Below are 20,895 nucleotides of genomic sequence, written 5' to 3'. Positions count from 1 at the left end.
AGATTTTTTCCACAGCGTGGATAACTACACCACTGTGATTACAGGCGCGTAGCCTGGTCTATTGAGGCAAGCGAACCCCGTCATGACAGGTTCTGGGGCGTAGTGGTGGCGGGCACGCGTACAGGTGTTCGAATTATTCACAGAGTTTTACACACCTGTGGATAACTTTTTCCCTTAATGCACAGGTTCACAGTGAGAGAGACAAAAAGTACCGTCTGAGGGCGACCAATGAACTGCTCTCTCAGACGGTACTCTCGTCTGTACTCGGTGCTTTTACAGGTGCTTCTTGCGCTTACTCGTGACGCGGTGCGCCAGGTAGCACAGGGCAATGAACGGCACGGTGTAGAACAGTGCCGGACGCTGGTTGGGGTCGAAGACGATGAGGACGCACGAGAGCGCGCAAACAACTAGGGTTACCCACGAGAGGTAGGGGTAGCCGGGGGCGCGGTATTTGAGGTCTTCAAGTTTCTTGCCCTCTGCTAGGTAGCGCTTGCGGAAAACGATGTGGCAGGCGGCAATGGACACCCACACCAGTACCACTGCGAGACCAGAAATAGACACCAGCACCATGTAAACGGTGTCTGCTGCAATGAAGCTTGACAGTAGCGAGAACAGACCACCGACCATGCAAATGCACATCGCCAAGAAAGGCACGCCAGCTTTATTGACGCGCGAGATGCGCTGGGGAATCATCCCTTCGTTCGACAGTGACCAGAGCATACGTGTGGACGCGTAGAGCCCAGAGTTTGCGGCTGACAAAATGGCGGTGAGCACCACGAAGTTCATGATGTCGGCGGCGAAGGGAATGCCGATTTTCTCGAAGACGAGAACGAAGGGGGAGGCGTCCACTCCTGCTTCCTTATAGGGAATCAAGGACGCCATAACGATGATGGCACCGATGAAGAAGACGGCGAGACGCCAGAGGGTGCTGCGAATTGCACGCGGTACGGTTTCTTCGGGGTTCTCAGCTTCACCGGCTGCGATGCCAATGAGTTCGGTGCCTGAGAAAGCGAAGTTGACTGCCAACATCACCGTGAAGACCGCGCCAAAACCGTTGGGGAAAAGTCCATCTTCAAAAAGGTGGGTGAAGCCGGGTGCAGGTTCGCCCGACTGCAGGGGGATCGCACCGAACATCGCCAGGGCACCCAGCACAATAAAGGCGATAATCGCAACTACTTTAATGAGTGCCAGCCATGATTCCGTTTCAGCGAAAATCTTTACGCTCACCGCATTGAGGGCAAAAATAATAACGATGAACAGAGCGCTCCACACCCACACGGGGGTGTCAGGAAACCACTGCTGCATAATGATGCCCGAGGCCGTGAATTCAGAACCTAACGCAATCGTCCACGTTAGCCAGTACAAAATCGCCACGGTAAACCCGGTGCCCGGTCCCAAAAACTGGGTGGCGTAGACGTGAAAAGAACCCGTCCACGGCATAGCTACCGACAGCTCACCCAGACACATCATCACCAGGTATACGATGATTGCGCCCATGCCGTAGGCAAGTACCGTACCAAAAGGCCCTGCCTGATTGATGGTGTACCCCGAACTCAAAAAGAGACCGGTGCCAATCACGCCGCCCAAAGACAGCATGATCATGTGGCGGCTGTTCATCTTACGCTCAAGATGATGCGTTGAAGAAGACTTTGTTTCGCTCTGTGAACCAGGCATACGTGAACGCCCTTAAAATAAATGCGGTGTCGGATAAGGTAAAAATAACCCCCGGCGCACCCGCCAGAGATCAGCACGTAAGGAAGTCTCTCTCTTATGACCACTCACCGTTTCAGCCAACTGTTAGCCACTGACCCGCTCGTAGTTGCTGATGGTGCGATGGCAACTGAACTCGAAAAGCTCGGCGTTGATACTGCCAACCAACTATGGTCTGCAACGGCGCTGATTGACCACCCGCAGGCTATAGCCGAGGTACATCGCAGCTACTTTGAAGCAGGCGCCCACATTGCAACAACCAATACGTACCAAGCAAATGTACCAGCGTTCGTTGCAAGCGGTTTAACCGAAGCTGAAAGTGTACAGCTTGTTAAGAAGGCAGTTAATATTGCCGTCAAAACACGTCATGAATATGCAGAAGAAAACCATCAGGACGCACGTTTGCTTGTTGTTGCCGCCAGCATCGGACCCTACGGTGCCTACCTGGCAGACGGTAGTGAATATACCGGTAACTACTCACTGACTCTGACAGAGTTTAAAGACTTCCACCGCCAGCGCATGCAACTTGTCGATGAAGCGGGGGCTGATGTTTTTGCTCTTGAAACTATGCCCAACGGTGATGAAGTGCGTGCGCTCGTTGATCTTCTCGCTCAAGAATTTAGCGAGAGTGAAGCCTGGGTATCACTTTCATTAAAAGATTCCCACCATCTGTGTGACGGTACTGCTCTAAGTGAGCTGCTGCCGGTGCTGGATGCGTCGCCGCAGGTCGTTGCGGTGGGGCTCAATTGCACCGCCCAAGAAAACGTAGAACCGGCGCTGCGTGCGCTTTCTGCGCTCACTACTAAGCCGTTGATAACTTACCCCAACTCCGGTGAAGAATACGACCCCGTCACCAAAACCTGGGCGCTCAAAGACAGCACCGCCAATCTTGCCCGTAACACTGAGTGGTGGCAGGCGGCAGGTGCGCGCGTCATTGGTGGTTGCTGCCGTACAGCACCGGCTGACATCGCTGAAATCGCAGCATTGTAAAGAATTCAAAATGTCGGTCGCCTCGGGTGAGACGACCGACGTTAATGAGGGCAAGGTGTTTAGCTCGGTGCCGCGAGGTGGACGGTGCTCTCAGCTCGTCCGGCTGGTTGGGCGGGGAACTCACCGAATTGCGGGAAGACACCGCCGTCTGCATAGGTGGAGTTCATCAGTTCATCGGCAATGATATCGAGTGTGCTACCGGCGGCAGGGGAACCTCGCGCGGCTCAAGAACCTCAACAGCACCGCCCTTACTTTCACAGGGGTTACCCCGTTGGAGAGCCCAGTTTCGGGATTGTTGCTGCAGGTGGCTTTCACTGGGGGGGGCGGGGTTTTGATTGCTCATCGGGGTGCGCCTTTTGCTAGTTGAAGAGTTATGTACTTCTTGTAGGCAGTTCTTCACATTTTGGCGATGCTGGAACTGCCACTGAGGCGCGGGTGCATCCAGTGAATTTTCAGTTAGCTAACGGCAAATATTTGTGACTCACACCGCGACATAGCAGGTGAAAAGGTGTAGGCTCGACAATGAACTTGTTTTCTACTGAAAGGAACTCCTCATGGCTGAGAAGTACGTTTTGCCTGACCTCGACTACGATTACGCAGCACTTGAACCGCACATTTCTGCGCGCATCATGGAACTGCACCACTCAAAGCACCACGCAGCCTACGTAGGCGGCGCGAACACTGCTCTTGAGAAGATGGAAGAAGCACGCGAAAAGGGCGACTTCGCCAACATCGGCAAGCTCTCCAAGGATCTGGCCTTCAACCTCGGTGGCCACACCAACCACTCCATCTTCTGGAAGAACCTCTCACCCGAGGGTGGCGACAAGCCCACCGGTGAGCTCGCAGCAGCGATCGATGATAACTTCGGTTCATTCGATTCTTTCCGCGCTCACTTTGAGAACGTAGCAACCACCATTCAGGGTTCTGGCTGGGCAATCCTGGCATGGGACACCGTCGGCAAGCGCCTTATCATCGAGCAGCTTTACGATCAGCAGGGCAACATCTCCGTTGCATTGATTCCCGTTCTGCAGCTGGATATGTGGGAGCACGCTTTCTACCTGGACTACCAGAACGTTAAGGGCGACTACGTCAAGGCATTCTGGAACATCGTGAACTGGGAAGACGTAGCAGCACGCTTCGACCGCGCAGTATCACAGACCAAGGGTCTGGTTATCCCTGAAGCCTAAGCCTTCAGTCTCTAGCTTTTATGAGTTAATAGCGCGCACCCGCGTCCTCACCTTTTCCACTAAAGAGGGGGGACGCGGGTGCTTTCGTGTGTACAGAAATAACGAAGTGACATCAAAGTTACAACGTGACACACCATGTGACACTCTTTTGTCACATGGTGTGTCACTTTGTCATATGAGGTGTCACTTATCCTTGCTAGCCGTGCTCAAACCTCTCATGCGTCCTCTTTCATGGAAAACAAATGCCCGCGTTCGCGCTATTCCCTCTACAGGGGAATGCGCGGACGCGGGCTGTCAACCTTTAGCGGTTTGGGGAATCTTTACTAACCTTCTTCTACAGGTGTTAAGCCTGCCTCAGCTAGTTCTTCATCAGTCAATGCGGGTTCTCTCGTTGGCTCCGGCTCAACTCCAATCGAGGGGTCATAAGATGGCTGTACCACTTCGGGCTCCTGACCGGGGCGAACGGGAGCAGCAGAAGCTCTCTCCTTATCAGCAGCCTTCACGCCATTCTGATCGTAGTAGTTGCCGCCCAAAGCCTCTAATAAATCGGTCATCTTCAGGTGAGTAGGCTCCAGGGTAGTAATAGAACCTGCCCACGATGCCGGGTTAGTGGCGGTACGCTGCAAATCATTGTAAAAATCAGAAGCCTCGCGGTACACAATCTTTGCATCGTCTTCACTCAGCGAACCAGCACCCTGAACCGCCGAAATTTCACTGTTCAGCATATGCTGAATCGAGCACTCAGTATCGGGCGAGTAAACACCCTTACCCGCCTCAACAGCAGCCAACTGCGCCTCCGAAATTTCCTGATAAAACTTATCAGAGAAAGAAAGATAGGTAGCAGCACCAAAACCTTCAGCCACAACGGTGCGATTCACAAACTCTTCACCCTTATACACAGCCGCCTCAAGGTAACCAGAAGTACCCAAAGCCGCCGGATCAAAGTTCAAGGTCACCTCAGTACCAACAGGTAAAAGACCGCGCGTAAAATCAGTAGCTTCATTCACCAGACAGCTACCAGAAATATCAGCGCTACGTTCGTGAGGCGCCAAGACATTAATAAGGCGTACCTCGCGGTCTTTACCCTCAATATTCAAAACAAGGGTGTTACCGTTTCGCACCTCAACCACAGTACCCATAGTGCCATCGGGAAACTCCGGTGGCTTCGGCGTAACAACCTGTTGAGATGCAGGTGCTGTTTCAGTCGCTACCGCCATAGAATCACCAGCGTTATTTGCGGCGCTTGAGCATCCTACCAAAGCAGCAACACTCACCGCGCTAAGAGCCAAAAGACGTGAAAAATGCATCGAACAATCCTTAAAATTTGTGCTGGGCAACATCTTGCCCGTGAGTAGCACGGTACATACCAAGTGGACCCTGATCAGCGAAAGCCCGCGAATCATCATAACGGTACAGACGCGGCGGGCGGTGGCGGGTGCCTTCAACCCTACGTCCGGTATCGATAATAGACTTAGACGCCGCAATCTGACGGCGGAAATTCGCCGGATCAAGCGTGCGTCCCAAAATCGCCTCATACACCTCACGCAACTGCGCTAGAGTGAACTCCTCGCCCAAGAACGAGTGAGCGATGCGTGAATACTCCACCTTATTCTGCAAGCGGTACAGCGCGTACTCAACAATCTCATTATGGTCAAAAGCCAGCGTCGGCAAATCATCAGCCTTAAACCACTTGATGTTCTCATGCACACGAGTATGCGATACGTCAGTGGCAGGAATCGACGCCCAATACACCACCGACACCACACGCTCAGGATCAACCTGCGGCTCCACCGCACCCTCACGCATCCGACGATAATCAGGGGTGCGCTGCACATCACCAAATGCGTACAGCTGCTCAAGATACCCCGGCACAAGCCCCGTCGCGCGCTTCAACGTAGAACCAGCAGCCTGCTCCAACGACTGATCACCTGGCAACGGACCACCCGGAAGAGCCCACTGACCCTTATACGGCTGACGCAAACGACGCACCAAAGGCAACCACAACGACTGATGCGACTCACCCTCACTACGCCGCAACGCCAAAATCACCGTAGAAACAGCCAATGACACCGACGCATGATCAGCCTCATGATGCTCAGCAGAATGGTCAAAGCTCTCAAGCTCAGACGGGGCAAAAGTCATAAAAGAATCTCCAGAATTAGGGACAACACACAAGGTGCAACACACCCATTCTAGTAAACGAAAATCCCCCACCCCCGCTCATAACCGCAGATACCCCCAGGCAAAAACAGCTAAGTCGCCTAAAATACCCCAAAATTCTGTAAGAGCGGACGCGCGCAACCGGTGAGGGGCGAACTCAGGACGCTGAGTCACAGGTAAGAGAGGCTGGCTCCCAACCACACCGCCTTAAAGCGAAAATACCGCCCTCTGGGCGACCAAAATCACCCGAAATCTTTACCTTGCGAGAGCTTACTCAGCATTTTTTCACTGCTAAATCTATATGAGTGCCTGTAGGTTCAGCTTGGGTGCCCAGGGCTTTCTGGTTCGCTAAAAATCGGTGGGTGCTACGCACTAACCGATTTTTAGCTCACCCATCTCACCCCAGTCATCGCCATCAATAGTACGAGAAACAATCTTCGGAGTCTCCGCCAACCACGGCTTCATAGCCTCAAGACCCTTAGTAAAATGCTCTGAGTTCACGTGTGCCTCACCCGCATCATCATTAAAGGCCTCAACAAGAACAACCTCATTAGGGTTCTCAACGCTCAGCGACCACTCAAACCACTTGTTGCCCGGCTCCGCACGAGTAGCCTCAGTAAACTCGCGGGTAGCCTCCAAAAACTCTTCACGCTTGCCGTCTTTAATCTGGTACTTCACAACAATAAAAATCATCATTAACTCCTCACACAAAAACTGCCGAGAGCGCAATTTAAGACATGTTTTCGCGAAAAAACGGTCTTAAATTGCACTCTCGCCTACTTCGCAAAACTTTACGCCAACTTCTCAATGATTGCAGCGTTGAACGCCTCAAGATCACCGGGGTTACGACTGGTCACCAAAGTACCGTCGATTGCAACTTCCTGATCAACCCAGTTCGCGCCAGCGTTCTGTAAATCCGGAGCAACCGACTCATAAGAGGTCAAGGTACGACCCTCAACAACACCGGAATCAATCAGCAACCACGGTGCGTGGCAGATCGCAGCAACAGGCTTTTCAGCATCCAAGAAAGCGCGAACCAGCGCACGCGCGTCCTTGTTCAAACGCATTGCATCAGCATTCAAAGTACCACCGGGAAGCAGCAGCGCGTCGTAGTCTTCAGCTTTTGCTTCAGAGACCTTGAGCTCGGGGGTGAAGAAATCCTTCTTCTCCCAGTCACCTTCCATACCCTGGAATTCTTTGCCGTCGGGGGACGCGAGGGTCACGGTTGCACCTGCACCTTCGAGTGCTTCGCGGGGTGAGGTGAGCTCAATCTGTTCCAACCCCTGTGATGCCAGCGCTAGAACTTTCTTGCCGGTTAGATCAGCCATGATGAACCCTTTCGTTGGTGAATAAACAGTTCACTTTCCATCCTGTCACCTTTGATGTGTGTACGGTGCCAGTGTGGGGCGCGTTCGCCCCGCGCTGACTTCTATGACGAAATGGGGAAATTTTATGGTGTCGCAGTTAATCAAACATGGAGCTGGTCCGGTCGGGAACAAGAGAGGCAGTGGCAGAAAAGAAACCTTGTTATTTTGTAAAGAATAATTTACATTTTAAGGGAGATATCGACCGAAAGAACATCTATGACAACGCAGGACGGCAGCACCAACATGGTGCGAAAGTTTAGACGCTGGAACGAACTGTCACAGGCAGAACTTGCCGAGCAAGCTGGTGTTTCACGCCAGACCATCGCCAATATCGAAAAAGGAAACTACGCGCCCTCGGTCTACCTAGCGCTCTCCATTTGCAGAGTCCTCGGCAAGACGGTGGAAGAAGTTTTCGACGAAGAACAGGACTAACCATGAGCTACAACGACAAAATACTTGAACGCTATGACACGTCAATGGATGACGAGTTTGAGCGGGAGGTGCTGTATCGGTCGATAGCTATTTCTTATACATGGCTGATCTTTGGTGTTTCGGTAGTGAGCGTAATACTGGCATGGGTTTTACCGGGACTGTATTCGTTGCTTTCCGCTTTGCCTATGGCACTGATAGGGCTTACACACTCAATTGGTGAGTCTTGGTTGCGTGAGCGAGCTCCTGTACCCCGTGTCAATAGTTCTTCAGGCGAGTATTTACTGATGTTCCTGCTGGCTTTAGCCTGGGTGTCGGGTGCCATTTTTCGTAGTTTCACAGTGCTGGGGTTGTGGGGTTTGCCTGGTTATTTGATGATGATTGGCTTTGCGACTATCGGCAGTGCCCTTACGCTGTACAGCTATAAAAAACGACGCGAGGACGACCGCGCTCGCCTGGACACTCAGCTCGACGAAGACTAGGTACAGTGCAGAGGGAACGCCTTGCTCTTGAAACGTTTACTCCGTCCGAAAGTGCCATGACAGGGGTCAAATACACCTCTCTCGTGGCATTTTGAGGCGGGGTAAGGACGCGCGAGTAGGCTGAGCGCACGAGGGCGCCCTTGCCCTCCCCGATAGACTGAAGCTATGACGCCCACGCTTGAGAACACCTACGTCCAGTCCTTTCCGCAGTTGGCGGTGCAGGCTACCCCGGATATTCCTGAGGGTTCCCGCGTCACCTGGGTCAATGATGACCTAGCGCAAGAACTGGGTCTAGACTCCGACTGGTTAGCCACTGAGGGCATGGCGTGGCTGACCGGCACCTCAGCTGAAAACCCCACACCCCACGCTCTTGCCTACTCAGGTTTTCAGTTTGGCCAGCTCTCCCCGGTACTGGGTGACGGACGCGCGCACCTAGTAGGGGAGCTGAGTCGTGCGTCCGCACCCGGCGAAGGGGAAAAACAAAACCGCGTTGATATTCACCTCAAAGGTAGCGGTCTCACCCCCTTCTCACGTCCGGGTTCTGACGGTAAAGCACCTCTTTCGGCGGTCTGGCGTGAGGTTGTGATTGGTGAATCCCTACACGCTTTGGGAGTGCCGACCTCGCGGGCGCTCGCCGTGATTGAAACCGGTGAGAAAATCCGCCGCCGCTCACCCCTGCCTGAGCCTGCGGGCATCGTGGTGCGTGTATCGTCCAGTCACCTGCGCGTGGGTACTTTTCAGTTTGCCCAGTACAACTGTGATACCGAAACCCGCAACCGATTAGTGGAGTACGCCCTGCATCGCCACTACCCGCACCTGGCGGTGGGTGAAGCACCTGAGAATGCCCTGACCCTGTTGCGACAGGTGGTCGAAGAACAAGCGAAACTGGTTGCTCACTGGATGGGTTTGGGGTTCGTACACGGGGTTCTGAATACTGATAACGTCAGCATTTCTGGGCAGTCTATTGACTTTGGCCCCTGCGCTTTTATCGATGGGTTTTCCCGCGACGCTGTTTACTCTTCTATCGACCAGCAGGGGCGCTACAAGTACCGCAATCAGCCCGGTATTACTCACTGGAATCTGGCGCGTTTCGCTGAAACCCTGCTTGATCTGATTGACCTCAATGACCCCAATCGTGCTATTGAGCGGGCGAAGCGGGTTCTTGATGAATTTGAGGACGCCTACGCTCACGCTCACACTCTGGCTTTTGCCGCGAAGCTGGGTCTTGATATGGGGCCGGACGCACCTGCCTATCTATTCGATGAGGTGGAGGCTTTTATCGAAGGAACCCTTGATCTCATGGAACGCTTTAGCCTAGATTTCACCGGTTTCTTCAGGTCTTTGACCGATGGCGAAAACCCTTTCGCGGAGTGCTCCTCAGACCTTTCGGTAACAGCCTGGCAGAAAGAGCTCACTGAGTTGCGTGTAGAAACAAAAACGTCGGACGCGCGTGCCCACGACCTCATGCACGCTAGCAATCCGGTGTATATACCTCGCAATCTGGTTCTTGAAGAGACCCTGCGCGCGGTAGAAGCAGGTAACTCAGAACCTGTGGAGCAGTTACTGACCGCAGTACGCGCACCTTATACGCGCGTCCTACAGCAAGACCTCACCGAGGCTCACGCCCAACTGGTCGCCGATCTTGAAAAAGCAGAGCCAAGCGCCCGCTTTTTTAGGAGCTTCTGCGGTACCTAATTCATACAGAGAGAGGACGTTTCATCGCGTAAAACATGTGATGAAACGTCCTCTTTTTCGTCAATGGGTGAGTACCTGAAGTTTATTTAGCGCAGTACGCGCGCACCTGCTGCGGTTGCCATAAACCCGGCGATCATGGTGAGCACGATGGTGCCGCCGACCGGTAGGTTGAAGGACCACGAAAGGTAGAGACCCACAGTGGAGCAGATGATGCCGAAGGCGGGGGAGAAGACCATCATATGGCTGAGTTTGGTGCAGGCAAGACGCGCGGCGGAGGCGGGCACAACGATGAGTGCCAGAACCAGTACGTTGCCCAGGGTTTGTAGCGAAATAACCACGCTGATAGTCACGAGTACATAGAGCACCACATCAAGTAGCAGCACGGGCAACCCCATAGCGCGGGCGCTTTCTTTATCAAGGCTGACGGTGACAAAGCGGGAGTGGAATACTGCCAGGGTTGCCATGATGCCGGTGGCGATGAGTGCCGCCTGGGTAATGTCTGAGGTTGATACACCCACAATAGAGCCAAAGAGGAAGTCCTGCACCGACCCCGAGTAGCCCGGTTGCAGCGAGATAATCACAATGCCTAGGGCAAAAGAACCCGCAAAGAAAATACCAATGACGGAGTCTTCTTTGAGCTTCTGATTCTGGCTGAAAATAGCCACCAAAATAGCGGTGATGACGCCCGCTATCAGTCCGCCCAGCATGAGGTTAGTGCCCATGACGAAAGCGATAGCTAGCCCCGGAAAGACAGAGTGCGCCACCGCGTCCCCAATAAACACCATGCCGCGCATAACCACGTAGCAGCCCACCAAACCCGTCACGATGGACGAGATCACAACGGCAGCGAGGGCCTTGGCAAGAAAAGAGAGATTGGGGTTGAGCAAATCTCCCACAAATTCAAAAGGCGTAATCATGCTGTACCTTTCTGGTGAAGAGTCGGGGTTTGCTCGCTTCTGCCGGTGAGCCAGTGGTGAAGCTCTTGAACACTTAGGCTCCGCGCCGGGGCGTCGAGTGCTAGAGTTTCGCGCACACCGACCAAGCGGGTGCAGGCTTCGCGTGCCGAGAGCATATCGTGGGTAGACATGACGATGGTGAGCCCCTCAGCGGCTAACTCCCGGTAGAGGACGTTGAGCATGTCTTGGGTGGGAGCGTCCACTCCGGTAAAGGGCTCATCGAGCAGCAGAAGCTCGGGTGCGGCTGCCAGGGCACGCGCCAACAGCACGCGCTGACGTTGACCGCCTGAGAGCTCACCGATGATGCGCTGGGATAGGTGATCGATGCCTGCTCGTTTGATTGCCGAGAAAACAGCTACCCAGTCATCGCTACTCGGACGCTTGAACAACCCCAGGTGGGCACTGCGACCGGTCATCACCGCGTCTTTGACGGTGATGGGAAAATCCCACTGAAACTGGTGCTTCTGCGGCACGTAACCAATGCGGGTGCGTGCTGAGGCGGGGGTGCTCCCCAAAATGCGAATCTCACCGGTAGCACCGGGTACTAATCCCAGCAAAGACCGCAGCAGGGTGGTTTTACCCGCGCCGTTAGCGCCGATCAGCCCCACGAACTCCCCTCGTTCAACGGTGAGATTCACCTCGCTGAGAATGGTGCGTTTGCCGTAGCCAGCCCCCATATTCACCAGCGAAATAACCGGTGTTTCACTCACTTGATTTGCTCCTGGGCATGGCGCTGGTCGGCGGCTGACTTACGCATCATCAAGGCTACACCGCCACCAATCACAGCCAGCACGGCCACAATGCCCGCAATCAGAGCAGGGCTAATGCCGGTGCGATCTTCGCTGACTGCCTCTGCACTGTCAGAGCTGTCAGCGGTGGGTACAGCAGCATCGGGCGTGCTCGCTGAATTATTTGCTGCTTCGGCGGAATCTGCGGTGAGGGGTTCTAGCTGGTCAGCTTGCGCGAAGACGTCCTCGGGGTTGGTCTGGCTACCGATAGCGAACTGGATGCGCTGGGTGTTGGCAACCTCGCTGCCGTCAGCGAGAGTAGCGTGTGCCGTTACTGTCACGAAGTAGGCGCCGGGGGCGGTGAACACCCAGTTGGCGTGGGTGTGGGTGTTGGGTTCAACCCAGATATCTTGGGATTCGGGGGTGTTGGAGTTCCAGAGCACCTGGGGCGCTGAGAAGTTACCGTTCTCAAGGTAAACGGTGAGCTGACCGGGGCCCTCAACACGGTCGAGGGTGAGGGTCACTCCGCGTCCTAGTGCCTCAACAACCGCAGGGTCCTGGGTGTTCCAGCCGGGCCAGACAACGCCCTCAGCTTCGGTCTGCGGAATCACGTACACATCACTACCCGGAGCAGCATCTACAAAGGAGTAGCGCTCATCATCGGGTACCGGTAGCTTTGCGGCGTCCTTACCTACCAGCACCACGTCTTCCATCATGCGCCACACGGGGTTGGCAGTGGAGTCATCATGTACCATGAGCTGCCAGTTTCCGTCAATGAACTTGGGTCCCATATCAACGTGCCCAGCGTCGATGCTGACTCGACCGCTGGCAATGGGCTCATCGGAGGAAATCTTTTGTTCCAGCGCTTTTTCTTGTGCGCTTTTCACCTCGGCGGACGCGCTAGCATCGGGGGCTGCGGTTGCATCGTCGGCATGGGCGGCAAGGGGCATACAGATGCCGGTGACAAGAGCCGCCACGGTGAGGGAACGAACGTAGGGTAGTTTCTCGGTCATATCTAGTTTCCTGAACATTCTGTAATGGTCTGCGCGTTGGAGCGCATCATGTCGATGTAATGGGGTGCGTTTGAATCAAGGCTGTCGGCGTAGAGCTGGCACAGGCGAACCCCGGAGTCTTCAGCGACTTGGGCAAGAATTGAGGTTTTCTCCATCTCGCCCCTGTTTATGTAGAGGGCTGAAATGTTGAGGTCCTCAATGGTTCGTCGCAGTCTGTTGCGCTGTTGAATACTGGGTTCACTGCCCGGTGCCGGGGTCACAAACCCGGCGGTTTCCAGGCCGTAAGTGCTTGCGAGATAGCGGTAGCCGTCATGCGTTGTAATCAGGTTTTTGCGAGAATCTGGAAGGCTCGCATAGGCGTCGATGAGATCCCGGTTGAGCTGATCCAGCTCTGCCAGTAGAGCGGACGCGTTGGCGTTGTAGGCACTGGCGTGCTTGGGGTTAGCGGTAGCGAGGGTGTCTCGCATGAGCTCGACGCTTGCCTTAGCGTTGGGCACTGAATGCCAGATGTGCGGGTCGATTTCACCGTGAACATGCTTGCCCGCTACCGCCTGAGCCAGCAGGTACATTTGCTCCCCGCCTCTGCCCAGAAAACGGTACTGGGCACTGGCGGGTAGTTCCTGCAGAGTTTTGGAGGGCACGACCACAAGGGTTTTTTCTAGCTCGTGGTAGTGAACCTCTCCGTCGTGGTCGGTGCGAATCATCATGCGCCCTTGGTCAAGTTGCGCGGTGAGATCAGCATGCCCCCCATCAAGAATGTGAGTGTCGGTGCCCATCTGCTGCGCGACAGCAGTGGGGTCTTCACCCACTACAAAGTGCAGGGTGTGGGTGGGCACTTCGCCCAGGGAGGGGTCGCTACTGCTGGCAGAAACCTCCAGGGTATAGTGACCGCTGGCAGTGAAAGCCCATGAAAGGTGAGTGTGGGCATTCAGGGGTAGCTGGGTTGAACCCACCTGAGCGCGTCCTTGCTCAGAATCTGCAACGACCTCAACAGCACCAAAAGTTTGCGTGATGAAAGCTGCCAGCCTGCCGGAGCCTTGCGGGTTGGACGCGCTAAAAGTCGCGGTGTGCTCACCTGAGGTGTCTGCGTTACCAGCTTCAACGCGCAACCCCAGCCACACTGAATCGAGCGACGCATCTTCAACGATGGGTTGCAGTTTGCCGCCGTAGGTTTCGATGCCTTCGGCAACAGCCACGGAGGTTGCGTCCTGCGGCAAGTTCGCGCTGACGGTCTTCAACATCTTTTGCTGCTCAAGAAGTAACCCGTTAGTGAACGCAACATCAGCGTAGGCTATATCACGCACATCGCGCAGGGTCGGTTCGTAGGAGTGCGGGTCAGCCCCGTTGGGCACCAAAGAACTGACCTGCGCATAATCCCCACCAACACGAGCGGCGAAGTCGGCAAGAATGGGGGTGGTGGTAACAACCTTCAGTTGCTCACCGCCTGCACCGCCCGATGAAGGGGCTGTGCACGCGGTGAGCGCGAAAAGGCAGCTAGCTGCTAGAGCAAGAAGTTTTGTCTTACGCATTCTTACGCTGAGCACGACGCGCCAGCAGCAAGGTGCCGATGCCGGCTAACAGAGTGAGTACACCAAAACCGGCAAGCTGAGCGCTACTGAAACCGGTGTAGGCGAGCTTGCCCTGGGCTGAAGCCTCCTGAGCCTGTTTCAACTCGTTGTCGGAGAGGGTGCAATCAGCGCCTGATGAGGTTTTACCGACAATTTTCACCTTGGAGCCGTCGGGCTTGGTGACGATGCCGGTTGCAGTATCAACTGAACCCTGCGCGGTAGCTTTCTGCTCGGAACCCTGGGGTGCGCTCTCGTTCTTTGACTCAGTTTTAGCTTTCTCAGTATTCTGAGCTTCTGACTGCTCAGCAGGTGCCGCCGGAGGTACGGTTACATCGCCCACCACAAAGCGAAGCTCTGCTGATGTACTGGCGGGGGTGCCATCCTTGAGGGTGGCATGCCACGAAACGGTAGCGGTGTAAACACCCGGCGCTGAGAAAACCCAGTTGCCGTGCTGGTGGGTGTTTAAAGGCACCTTGAAGGTATCGCCAGGAGCGTTGAACACGGTCTGACCCGCCGAACCGAAGTTGCCGGTGAGGAACACCGATAGCTTGCCGGGGCCGGTCACCGAGTCGAGTTTCAGCGTGGCATCACCCTTCACATTCTGCGACAGGGCTGAATCCTGGGTATTCCAACCCAGCCACGGCACGCCAGCCTCCTGAGTGCTGCCGATGAGGTAAACGTCGCTACCGGCAGGCGCAATATTCTCCATACCAGCGGGCATCTTCTTCTTCGCAGATTCTGAGAGCACAAACTCCACAGAGCGCGGAGCAACCCAACGAGCGGGGCTGGTGCGATCGTCCTTGATGGACGCGCTGAGCTGCTTACCGTTGAGAACCGCCCCGAAATCGAAGTGACCTTCGGTGAGCTGTTCACGCGATGAGTTATTGATGGTGAAAATGTGGGCACCGGTTGTTGCCTTATTGCCGGTGGTCTTGATGGTTGCGTCCTGAGATGACGCGGCACGGTCAGCAGTAGTCTTCTGCTCGGGAGCCTTTTCTACAACGACTTCAGTTGCCATGCACTTTTCAGCGGCGGGCTTTGGTGCGCTCTGTGGGGCTGATTGCTGAGCACCGCTACGTGAATTGTTCTGAGCAGCAGGTGCAGGGTTTGCTGGTGCAGTGGGGGCAGGGGCTTGCTGGGGTGTGTTCTGCTCGTCTGTCTTACCGGCTTCTGCTGCGGGTTGTTCAGGCACGTGATGATGCCCGTCATGGTTCTCTACCTTATTATCGGCCGGAGCAGATTCTGCCAACTCAGCGAAGGTCGGCGCGGGGGAGGTCGCGCTCTCGTGCGAAGGTGCTGGCGTGCTGGGCTGGGTCGTAGGTGATTCCTTTACCGGGGTGGCAGTGGGCGCGGACGCGCTGGGCTGCTCGGTAGCCTCGGGTGACGGTGACGCTGTGTCATTCTTTTCAGGTGCAACTTCATCTGCAGGCAGATCGCCCACTACGAAGGTGAAGTCCTGGGTATCTTCAAGGGGGGCGCCATCCACCGTTTCACCGGTGACCTTAAAGGTCAGAGTATAAGTGCCTGCATGGGTAAAAGCCCAGTTCGCGTGAACGTGTGAGGCAACGGGCTGGGTGTACTTCTTAACGTCCTCGTCACTGCTCCACACGCGGGTGGGGGCACCAAACGCGCTGTCCTGGAAAACCTCAACAGAACCACCCTGCGGGGTTTTTGCGTCCACCAGTTCCATGACCAAAGAGTCATTCTTCACCTCACCGCGGGAGATATCTTCGGTGTTCCAACCGGGCCAAATTACCCCATCGCGCTGAGTCTGCGGAGCGAACCATACCTGGGTGCCGGGCTGGGCAATGAACTCATAGCCAGCAGGAACCTCTACCCTGGTTGCCTCATGATCGGGCAGATGAAAAACAGTGGTGGCAGGGTCTAGCTTGCTGCGCATCTTGCCAGGCAAATCAGCGTAAGAGAAAACCTTAAGGGCGTTACCCTGAAGGTCCATCGCAATGGCATCAGTGTGGACACCAGCAACAACGGTGGTGTTCTCGGGCAGTGCGTGAGCTGAGATGCCCGGAAGGGCAATGCTGAGCGCAAGAGATCCGGTAAAGAGCGCGCGCTTAAAGTTTTGGTGAGCCATGGCAGCGATGCTGTGCTTTCTACTAGAAGTTTTGAAAATGATTCCCAAACAACAATAACATGATAATGAGAACCGTTATCAATTAAGTTGTGGTGAAACGGTGCCACTGCTTTCCTTTGTGCCAGAAAGGGCTGGTTTGCACCCCTGAAAACACCCCGTCTACCTTCACCTCCCCCAGTGCACGAGTCTTTACGCTGACCTCGCTTGCTGTCAGCGCCCTGGTCATCAAGCCGCCGCCGCGCGTCTTGACCTTATCTAGCAGTCAGAAAAAAGGGGACGTTCTCCGCGGGAAGACCGTGGGGAACGCCCCTTTTTGCCTGCCCCACTTGCAGGATTGTTCAACAATCTCTATATTGTGACTAGTATCTATGACACACGCAATATTTGAGCGTTTTCCTCTTCTGATTAGGAGCCATTGTGGCTGAGAATTTTAACCCTGCGGACGCGCGTCCGCAGCGATCGGTGAAAGGTCGCCGTTCGGCGCTCATCGGTTCGCTCTTTTTGATGGCAACCAGCGCCATCGGTCCGGGCTTCATTACACAGACCGGTCAGTTTACCTACCAGTTAGGTGCCGCTTTCGCGTTTGCGATTCTGGTGTCAATCATTATCGACATCGCGGTGCAGCTGAATGTTTGGCGTGTTATTGGTGTTTCGGGGCGTAAAGCGCAGGAGCTGGCGAATGCCGTTCTCCCTGGGTTGGGCATGTTTTTGGCGGTGCTTGTTGCCCTCGGCGGTTTCGTCTTTAACGTGGGCAACGTTGCCGGTGGCGGTTTGGGCATGGATTCCATGCTGGGTCTTGACCCGAAACTCGGTGGTATCTTGACCGCTGTTTTGGCAATCGCCGTTTTTGTATCACGTAAGGCAGGTATGGCTCTGGACCGCGTTGTGGTTGTGTTGGGTATCATCATGATTCTGGCAACTGCTTACGTTGCTGTTGTATCTAACCCGCCTGTGGGTGAGGCGATGCGTAACTTCGTCATGCCTGAGACCGTTGATTTTGCTGTCATTACGACCCTGGTGGGTGGCACCGTGGGTGGCTACATTACCTATGCGGGTGCGCACCGCATGATTGACGCCGGTGTTTCGGGTGTTGAGTCCGTGACCGATATTGCCCGGTCTTCGGTGACCGGCATTATTATCACCGGCGTGATGCGTTTCTTGCTGTTCCTGGCGATTTTGGGTGTTGTTGCTACCGGTGTTGAACTGTCAACGGAAAGCTCGATTGCCGGTCAGGCGTTTGGCGTTGCCGCTGGTGAGATCGGTACCCGTCTGTTTGGTCTGATTTTGTGGGGTGCGGCGATTTCGTCTGTGATTGGTGCTGCATATACTTCGGTGTCGTTCTTGACGACTTCTCGCACTTCGGTGGGTGTGAAGAACGGTTTGACCATCGGCTTCATTGTAGTTTCGACCGTTGTTTTTATGTCGCTGGGTAAGGCTCCTGCGACGCTGCTGATTGTGGCGGGCGCGGTGAACGGTCTGATTCTGCCGGTTGGTTTCGGTGTGCTCTTGTTTGTGGCGACTTTCCGCGCGAAGACCTTGCTGGCGGGGTATAAGTACCCGGTGTGGTTGTTGGTTGTGGGTTGGGCGTCCTGGTTGCTGACCATCTACTTGGGTTGGAACTCTTTGGGCGGCATTGCGAAGCTATGGCAAGGCTAGCAACCAATTTTCCGAGTGAGTGAGGAAGCAAAAATTGGTTGCTAGCGCTGGGCACAGCGTCAGCGGCCCAGCGTGGGAGAGTGTGAGCGTAGCGAACGCGGTCTTTCCCGAGCTGGCAGATTGGTCGCATCCGTAATTCACCTTTTATTGCACAATTCACCTCTTCTGCAGAGGTGAATCGTGCGTTAAAGGGAGAATCGCCGGTTGCTGGGGGGGGCACTGCCACCGCAGTAACGGGCGGACGTAATGTCAGCCCTCTCTCCCTTGCATCTGCTCGCGCTATCCCCTGCTTTAGACCCTGCCCGCAAAGTAGGCTGCTGATTCTTCAAGGTACCCGTGCAGGTAGTCCCGTGCCTGGGGTTTCTGTCCGTTTTCTATCAGTTGCAGTAGGTGGGCGTTCTTGTCGATGAAGGGTGCATGAAAATCCGGCACGGTTGTCATGGAGTGAAAGAGTAGGCGCATTTCGGCTAGTGCGTGTGCCATGAGTGCGTTCAATCTGGGGCTACCCGCCAGCGCCACGAGTCCGCGGTGAAAATTTTGGTTGGCTGCCGCCATGCCCGCCGCTGATTTTCGCTCGCGGTGGGCAGCAGATTCTGTGATGATAGCGCGCAGTTTCGTATGTTCCCTGGCGGGTGCCAGATCAATAGCTGCCCCCTCAAGTGCTAGGCGCAGGGTAAAAAGTTCCTGAATTTGCTGGGCATCGGGAACCACCACAAACACCCCGCGGTTGGGTACGCGCGTCACCAGGTGTTCGGCTTCTAGCGCGGTAAACGCCTGGCGTAGGGTATTACGCGAGATGCCCAGCTGCTCGGTCAGCTGCACTTCGCCCAGCTTTGCTCCCGGCGCTAGCACACCCTGAATCATGGCTTCCCGCAATACCTGCGCCGCCCATACGGGTGCGTGGGTGTGGTTGGTTGGGGTGGACGCGTCCACCAACTCGCTCAGTAGCATGGGGGCGTTTGTGGTTGGGGAAGAAAAGTTCACAGTGCATCACTTTAGTCGGTGTATTTAAAGATTCACCGAGAAAGTACGGGACTACGGCGAAAGTACCAGCCGTAGAGATACTGCTTTCACCGTAATCCCGTGTTTTTTCGTCAACTCCTAGAACTGAACCAATACTTGCCCGGCGTTGACGCGCGTCCCGGGTTCTACCGGCAGGGCAGATACTACGCCGCTAACGTCTGCGGTGACGGGTACCTCGGTTTTCATGGCTTCAAGTACGGCAACCTGCTGACCGGTTTCAACACTGTCACCAACTGCAACCTCAAAGCGCAGTAGATTGCCGCTCATGGGTGAGGTGACCTCGGGTGCGCGCGCGTCTGCCACCTCCCCGCCAGCATTGCCAGCGCCTGCACTATTGCCGAAAGAAGCGAAGATAGAATCTGGAATTCCTACTTGGGTAGATACCCCGTTCACTTCGAGGTTGAAGCGGGTGACGCCGGTGCCCGGAAAGCTCGTGGCACCTACGGGTAGCAGCCCGCCGCGGTAGTTTTCATCGGGTAGCAGGTCGTCGCCCAGTTCGTTTTCAATCCAGGTGGTGTACACCTTTAACCCGTCGTTTGAGGTGAAGTCAGGGTGTTCCATGACTCGGCGGTGAAAGTCTATGACGGTTGAAATGCCCTGAATTTCTAGCTGTCGCAGGGCATGGCGTGCGCGTCGAATCGCTTGCTGGCGCGTCGGGGCACTCACGATCAGTTTGGCGAGCAGGGAATCAAAGTCGCCTGAGCTCACGGTACCCGCACGTACCCCTGAATCCCAGCGAATGCCGGGACCTGTAGGCACGCTGATGGAGGTGATTTCGCCGGCAGCGGGTAGAAAACCTCGTGCTGGGTCTTCAGCGTTAATGCGGAATTCAAAGGCATGTCCGCGCGGTTCTGGCATCTGGGTGAAGGGTAGCGGCTCACCGGCGGCGAGGGCGAATTGCAGCTGCACCAGATCAACGCCGGTGACTTCTTCGGTGATGGGGTGTTCTACCTGAATACGGGTGTTTACTTCGAGAAAGGAGATAGCGCCATCAACGGCGACCAAAAATTCGGTGGTGCCCACGCCCACGTACCCGGCTCGCTTGAAAATATTGGCGGACGCGCGCACAATCTGCTCTTCTTGCGCCGAGCTTAAAAAGGGCGCGGGGGCTTCCTCGACCAGTTTTTGGTGTCGTCGTTGCAGGGAACAGTCGCGGGTGCCGATGACGACGGCGTTGCCGTGGACGTCCGCCGCTACCTGGGCTTCGACATGGCGAGGGGTGTCTAAGAAGCGCTCTACGAAGCAGTCGCCGTTGCCGAAGGCACCGATGGCTTCGCGTGATGCCGAGTCGAAGGCGTCCTCAATTTCATCTAGGGAGCGTACTACTCGCATGCCACGTCCGCCGCCACCGTGGGCGGCTTTGATAACTACAGGTAGACCGTGTTCTTCAGCGAAGGCGCGGGCTTCTGCTGCGTCCGCCACCGGTCCGTCGGTGCCAGGAGCCAGTGGAGCGTCTACTGCCATTGCAATGTCGCGTGCTGCTACCTTGTCGCCCAGGGCGGTGATGGTCTCTGGTGAGGGACCAATCCAGGTGAGACCGGCATCTATAACAGCGCGGGCAAAATCGGCGTTTTCTGCCAAAAAGCCGTAGCCGGGGTGTACATCGGTGGCACCTGATTTTTTGGCGATTTCAAGCACTTTCTCGATGTTGAGGTAGGTCTCTGCCGGTGAACTGCCTTCAAGGGCGTGGGCTTCGTCTGCTAAGACAGTGTGCAGGGCGTGGGCATCAGCGTCGGCGTAGATGGCAATGCTGGTAAAACCTGCATCGGCGCAGGCATTGATGATGCGAACGGCGATTTCGCCGCGGTTGGCAATGAGAATTTTACGCATGAGGGTTCC

At 55.3% G+C, this 20,895-nt stretch carries 18 protein-coding genes; 6 read left to right on the top strand and 12 right to left on the bottom strand.

Features of this window, described 5'->3' with window-relative positions; genetic code table 11:
• Positions 1-273 precede the first annotated feature (273 nt).
• A complete protein-coding gene (locus tag JR346_RS09915) occupies positions 274-1,674 on the bottom strand; it encodes an amino acid permease (RefSeq protein ID WP_205482411.1) in 1,401 nt (466 codons plus the stop codon).
• A 96-nt stretch (positions 1,675-1,770) separates the two neighbouring features.
• On the opposite strand from JR346_RS09915, the gene mmuM reads away from it, so the two are divergent.
• Both mmuM and JR346_RS09905 read left to right on the top strand, forming a co-directional pair.
• The gene (gene mmuM, locus JR346_RS09910; RefSeq protein ID WP_205482410.1) at positions 1,771-2,700 is read left to right on the top strand and encodes a homocysteine S-methyltransferase; all 930 of its coding nucleotides are present in this window, start codon (positions 1,771-1,773) and stop codon (positions 2,698-2,700) included.
• Positions 2,701-3,254: 554 nt separating this feature from the next.
• Positions 3,255-3,887: a superoxide dismutase gene (locus tag JR346_RS09905; RefSeq protein WP_205482409.1), complete on the top strand. Its 633-nt coding sequence runs from the start codon at positions 3,255-3,257 to the stop codon at positions 3,885-3,887.
• Positions 3,888-4,210: 323 nt separating this feature from the next.
• Here JR346_RS09905 and JR346_RS09900 read toward each other — a convergent pair whose 3' ends face one another.
• The 4 genes from JR346_RS09900 to JR346_RS09885 form a co-directional block, all read right to left on the bottom strand.
• Positions 4,211-5,194, bottom strand: coding sequence for a thermonuclease family protein (locus JR346_RS09900; RefSeq protein ID WP_204878279.1), 984 nt, complete (start codon positions 5,192-5,194; stop codon positions 4,211-4,213).
• Between the two features lie 10 nt (positions 5,195-5,204).
• Complete coding sequence (locus JR346_RS09895; protein WP_204878280.1) at positions 5,205-6,029, bottom strand: NUDIX domain-containing protein; 825 nt, start codon at positions 6,027-6,029, stop codon at positions 5,205-5,207.
• 390 nt (positions 6,030-6,419) lie between these two features.
• Positions 6,420-6,740, bottom strand: coding sequence for a putative quinol monooxygenase (locus tag JR346_RS09890; RefSeq protein WP_205483968.1), 321 nt, complete (start codon positions 6,738-6,740; stop codon positions 6,420-6,422).
• Between the two features lie 98 nt (positions 6,741-6,838).
• Complete coding sequence (locus JR346_RS09885) at positions 6,839-7,375, bottom strand: type 1 glutamine amidotransferase domain-containing protein (protein ID WP_205482408.1); 537 nt, start codon at positions 7,373-7,375, stop codon at positions 6,839-6,841.
• Positions 7,376-7,630: 255 nt separating this feature from the next.
• Between JR346_RS09885 and JR346_RS09880 the strand changes: the two genes are divergently transcribed.
• The 3 genes from JR346_RS09880 (at position 7,631) to JR346_RS09870 (ending at position 10,020) form a co-directional block, all read left to right on the top strand.
• Positions 7,631-7,846, top strand: coding sequence for a helix-turn-helix transcriptional regulator (locus JR346_RS09880; protein ID WP_204878282.1), 216 nt, complete (start codon positions 7,631-7,633; stop codon positions 7,844-7,846).
• Positions 7,847-7,848: 2 nt separating this feature from the next.
• Positions 7,849-8,325: a hypothetical protein gene (locus JR346_RS09875; protein ID WP_205482407.1), complete on the top strand. Its 477-nt coding sequence runs from the start codon at positions 7,849-7,851 to the stop codon at positions 8,323-8,325.
• A gap of 165 nt (positions 8,326-8,490) precedes the next feature.
• A complete protein-coding gene (locus JR346_RS09870) occupies positions 8,491-10,020 on the top strand; it encodes a YdiU family protein (protein WP_205482406.1) in 1,530 nt (509 codons plus the stop codon).
• 86 nt (positions 10,021-10,106) lie between these two features.
• On the opposite strand, the gene JR346_RS09865 is transcribed toward JR346_RS09870, so the two are convergent.
• Genes JR346_RS09865 through JR346_RS09845 form a run of 5 tightly spaced genes read right to left on the bottom strand, consistent with a single transcriptional unit; the run spans position 10,107 to position 16,377 of the window.
• Positions 10,107-10,937, bottom strand: a complete 831-nt coding sequence (locus JR346_RS09865) for an anchored repeat-type ABC transporter permease subunit (RefSeq protein WP_204878285.1) — start codon at positions 10,935-10,937, stop codon at positions 10,107-10,109.
• Positions 10,934-11,686 (bottom strand): metal ABC transporter ATP-binding protein, encoded by a 753-nt coding sequence (locus JR346_RS09860; protein ID WP_240333952.1) that lies wholly within the window; start codon positions 11,684-11,686, stop codon positions 10,934-10,936. The genes JR346_RS09865 and JR346_RS09860 overlap by 4 nt, the downstream gene beginning before the upstream one ends.
• Positions 11,683-12,717: a choice-of-anchor M domain-containing protein gene (locus JR346_RS09855; protein WP_240333951.1), complete on the bottom strand. Its 1,035-nt coding sequence runs from the start codon at positions 12,715-12,717 to the stop codon at positions 11,683-11,685. The genes JR346_RS09860 and JR346_RS09855 overlap by 4 nt, the downstream gene beginning before the upstream one ends.
• A gap of 2 nt (positions 12,718-12,719) precedes the next feature.
• A complete protein-coding gene (locus JR346_RS09850; protein ID WP_205482404.1) occupies positions 12,720-14,246 on the bottom strand; it encodes an anchored repeat ABC transporter, substrate-binding protein in 1,527 nt (508 codons plus the stop codon).
• Positions 14,239-16,377 (bottom strand): TIGR03773 family transporter-associated surface protein, encoded by a 2,139-nt coding sequence (locus tag JR346_RS09845; protein WP_205482403.1) that lies wholly within the window; start codon positions 16,375-16,377, stop codon positions 14,239-14,241. The genes JR346_RS09850 and JR346_RS09845 overlap by 8 nt, the downstream gene beginning before the upstream one ends.
• A gap of 417 nt (positions 16,378-16,794) precedes the next feature.
• Between JR346_RS09845 and JR346_RS09840 the strand changes: the two genes are divergently transcribed.
• The gene (locus JR346_RS09840; RefSeq protein WP_240333950.1) at positions 16,795-18,033 is read left to right on the top strand and encodes an NRAMP family divalent metal transporter; all 1,239 of its coding nucleotides are present in this window, start codon (positions 16,795-16,797) and stop codon (positions 18,031-18,033) included.
• A gap of 291 nt (positions 18,034-18,324) precedes the next feature.
• Here the strand turns inward: JR346_RS09840 and JR346_RS09835 are convergent, their stop codons facing one another.
• Entirely contained in the window at positions 18,325-19,017 is a 693-nt protein-coding gene (locus tag JR346_RS09835; protein ID WP_205482402.1) for a GntR family transcriptional regulator, read from the bottom strand.
• A 117-nt stretch (positions 19,018-19,134) separates the two neighbouring features.
• The gene (locus JR346_RS09830) at positions 19,135-20,886 is read right to left on the bottom strand and encodes a biotin carboxylase N-terminal domain-containing protein (RefSeq protein ID WP_205482401.1); all 1,752 of its coding nucleotides are present in this window, start codon (positions 20,884-20,886) and stop codon (positions 19,135-19,137) included.
• Positions 20,887-20,895: the final 9 nt, after the last annotated feature.

The organism is Rothia sp. ZJ932, assembly GCF_016924835.1.
In the GTDB taxonomy this organism is placed as follows: Bacteria; Actinomycetota; Actinomycetes; order Actinomycetales; family Micrococcaceae; genus Rothia.
This window is presented reverse-complemented; position numbering and strand designations above follow the sequence as displayed.

Coding starts and splice junctions, on each gene's coding strand:
- JR346_RS09870 (WP_205482406.1), top strand. CDS start 8,491: ATGACGCCCACGCTTGAGAACACCTACGTCCAGTCCTTTCCGCAGTTG.
- JR346_RS09915 (WP_205482411.1), bottom strand. CDS start 1,674: ATGCCTGGTTCACAGAGCGAAACAAAGTCTTCTTCAACGCATCATCTT.
- JR346_RS09850 (WP_205482404.1), bottom strand. CDS start 14,246: ATGCGTAAGACAAAACTTCTTGCTCTAGCAGCTAGCTGCCTTTTCGCG.
- JR346_RS09845 (WP_205482403.1), bottom strand. CDS start 16,377: ATGGCTCACCAAAACTTTAAGCGCGCGCTCTTTACCGGATCTCTTGCG.
- JR346_RS09830 (WP_205482401.1), bottom strand. CDS start 20,886: ATGCGTAAAATTCTCATTGCCAACCGCGGCGAAATCGCCGTTCGCATC.
- JR346_RS09900 (WP_204878279.1), bottom strand. CDS start 5,194: ATGCATTTTTCACGTCTTTTGGCTCTTAGCGCGGTGAGTGTTGCTGCT.
- JR346_RS09875 (WP_205482407.1), top strand. CDS start 7,849: ATGAGCTACAACGACAAAATACTTGAACGCTATGACACGTCAATGGAT.
- JR346_RS09865 (WP_204878285.1), bottom strand. CDS start 10,937: ATGATTACGCCTTTTGAATTTGTGGGAGATTTGCTCAACCCCAATCTC.
- JR346_RS09885 (WP_205482408.1), bottom strand. CDS start 7,375: ATGGCTGATCTAACCGGCAAGAAAGTTCTAGCGCTGGCATCACAGGGG.
- JR346_RS09880 (WP_204878282.1), top strand. CDS start 7,631: ATGACAACGCAGGACGGCAGCACCAACATGGTGCGAAAGTTTAGACGC.
- JR346_RS09895 (WP_204878280.1), bottom strand. CDS start 6,029: ATGACTTTTGCCCCGTCTGAGCTTGAGAGCTTTGACCATTCTGCTGAG.
- JR346_RS09905 (WP_205482409.1), top strand. CDS start 3,255: ATGGCTGAGAAGTACGTTTTGCCTGACCTCGACTACGATTACGCAGCA.
- mmuM (WP_205482410.1), top strand. CDS start 1,771: ATGACCACTCACCGTTTCAGCCAACTGTTAGCCACTGACCCGCTCGTA.
- JR346_RS09890 (WP_205483968.1), bottom strand. CDS start 6,740: ATGATTTTTATTGTTGTGAAGTACCAGATTAAAGACGGCAAGCGTGAA.
- JR346_RS09855 (WP_240333951.1), bottom strand. CDS start 12,717: ATGACCGAGAAACTACCCTACGTTCGTTCCCTCACCGTGGCGGCTCTT.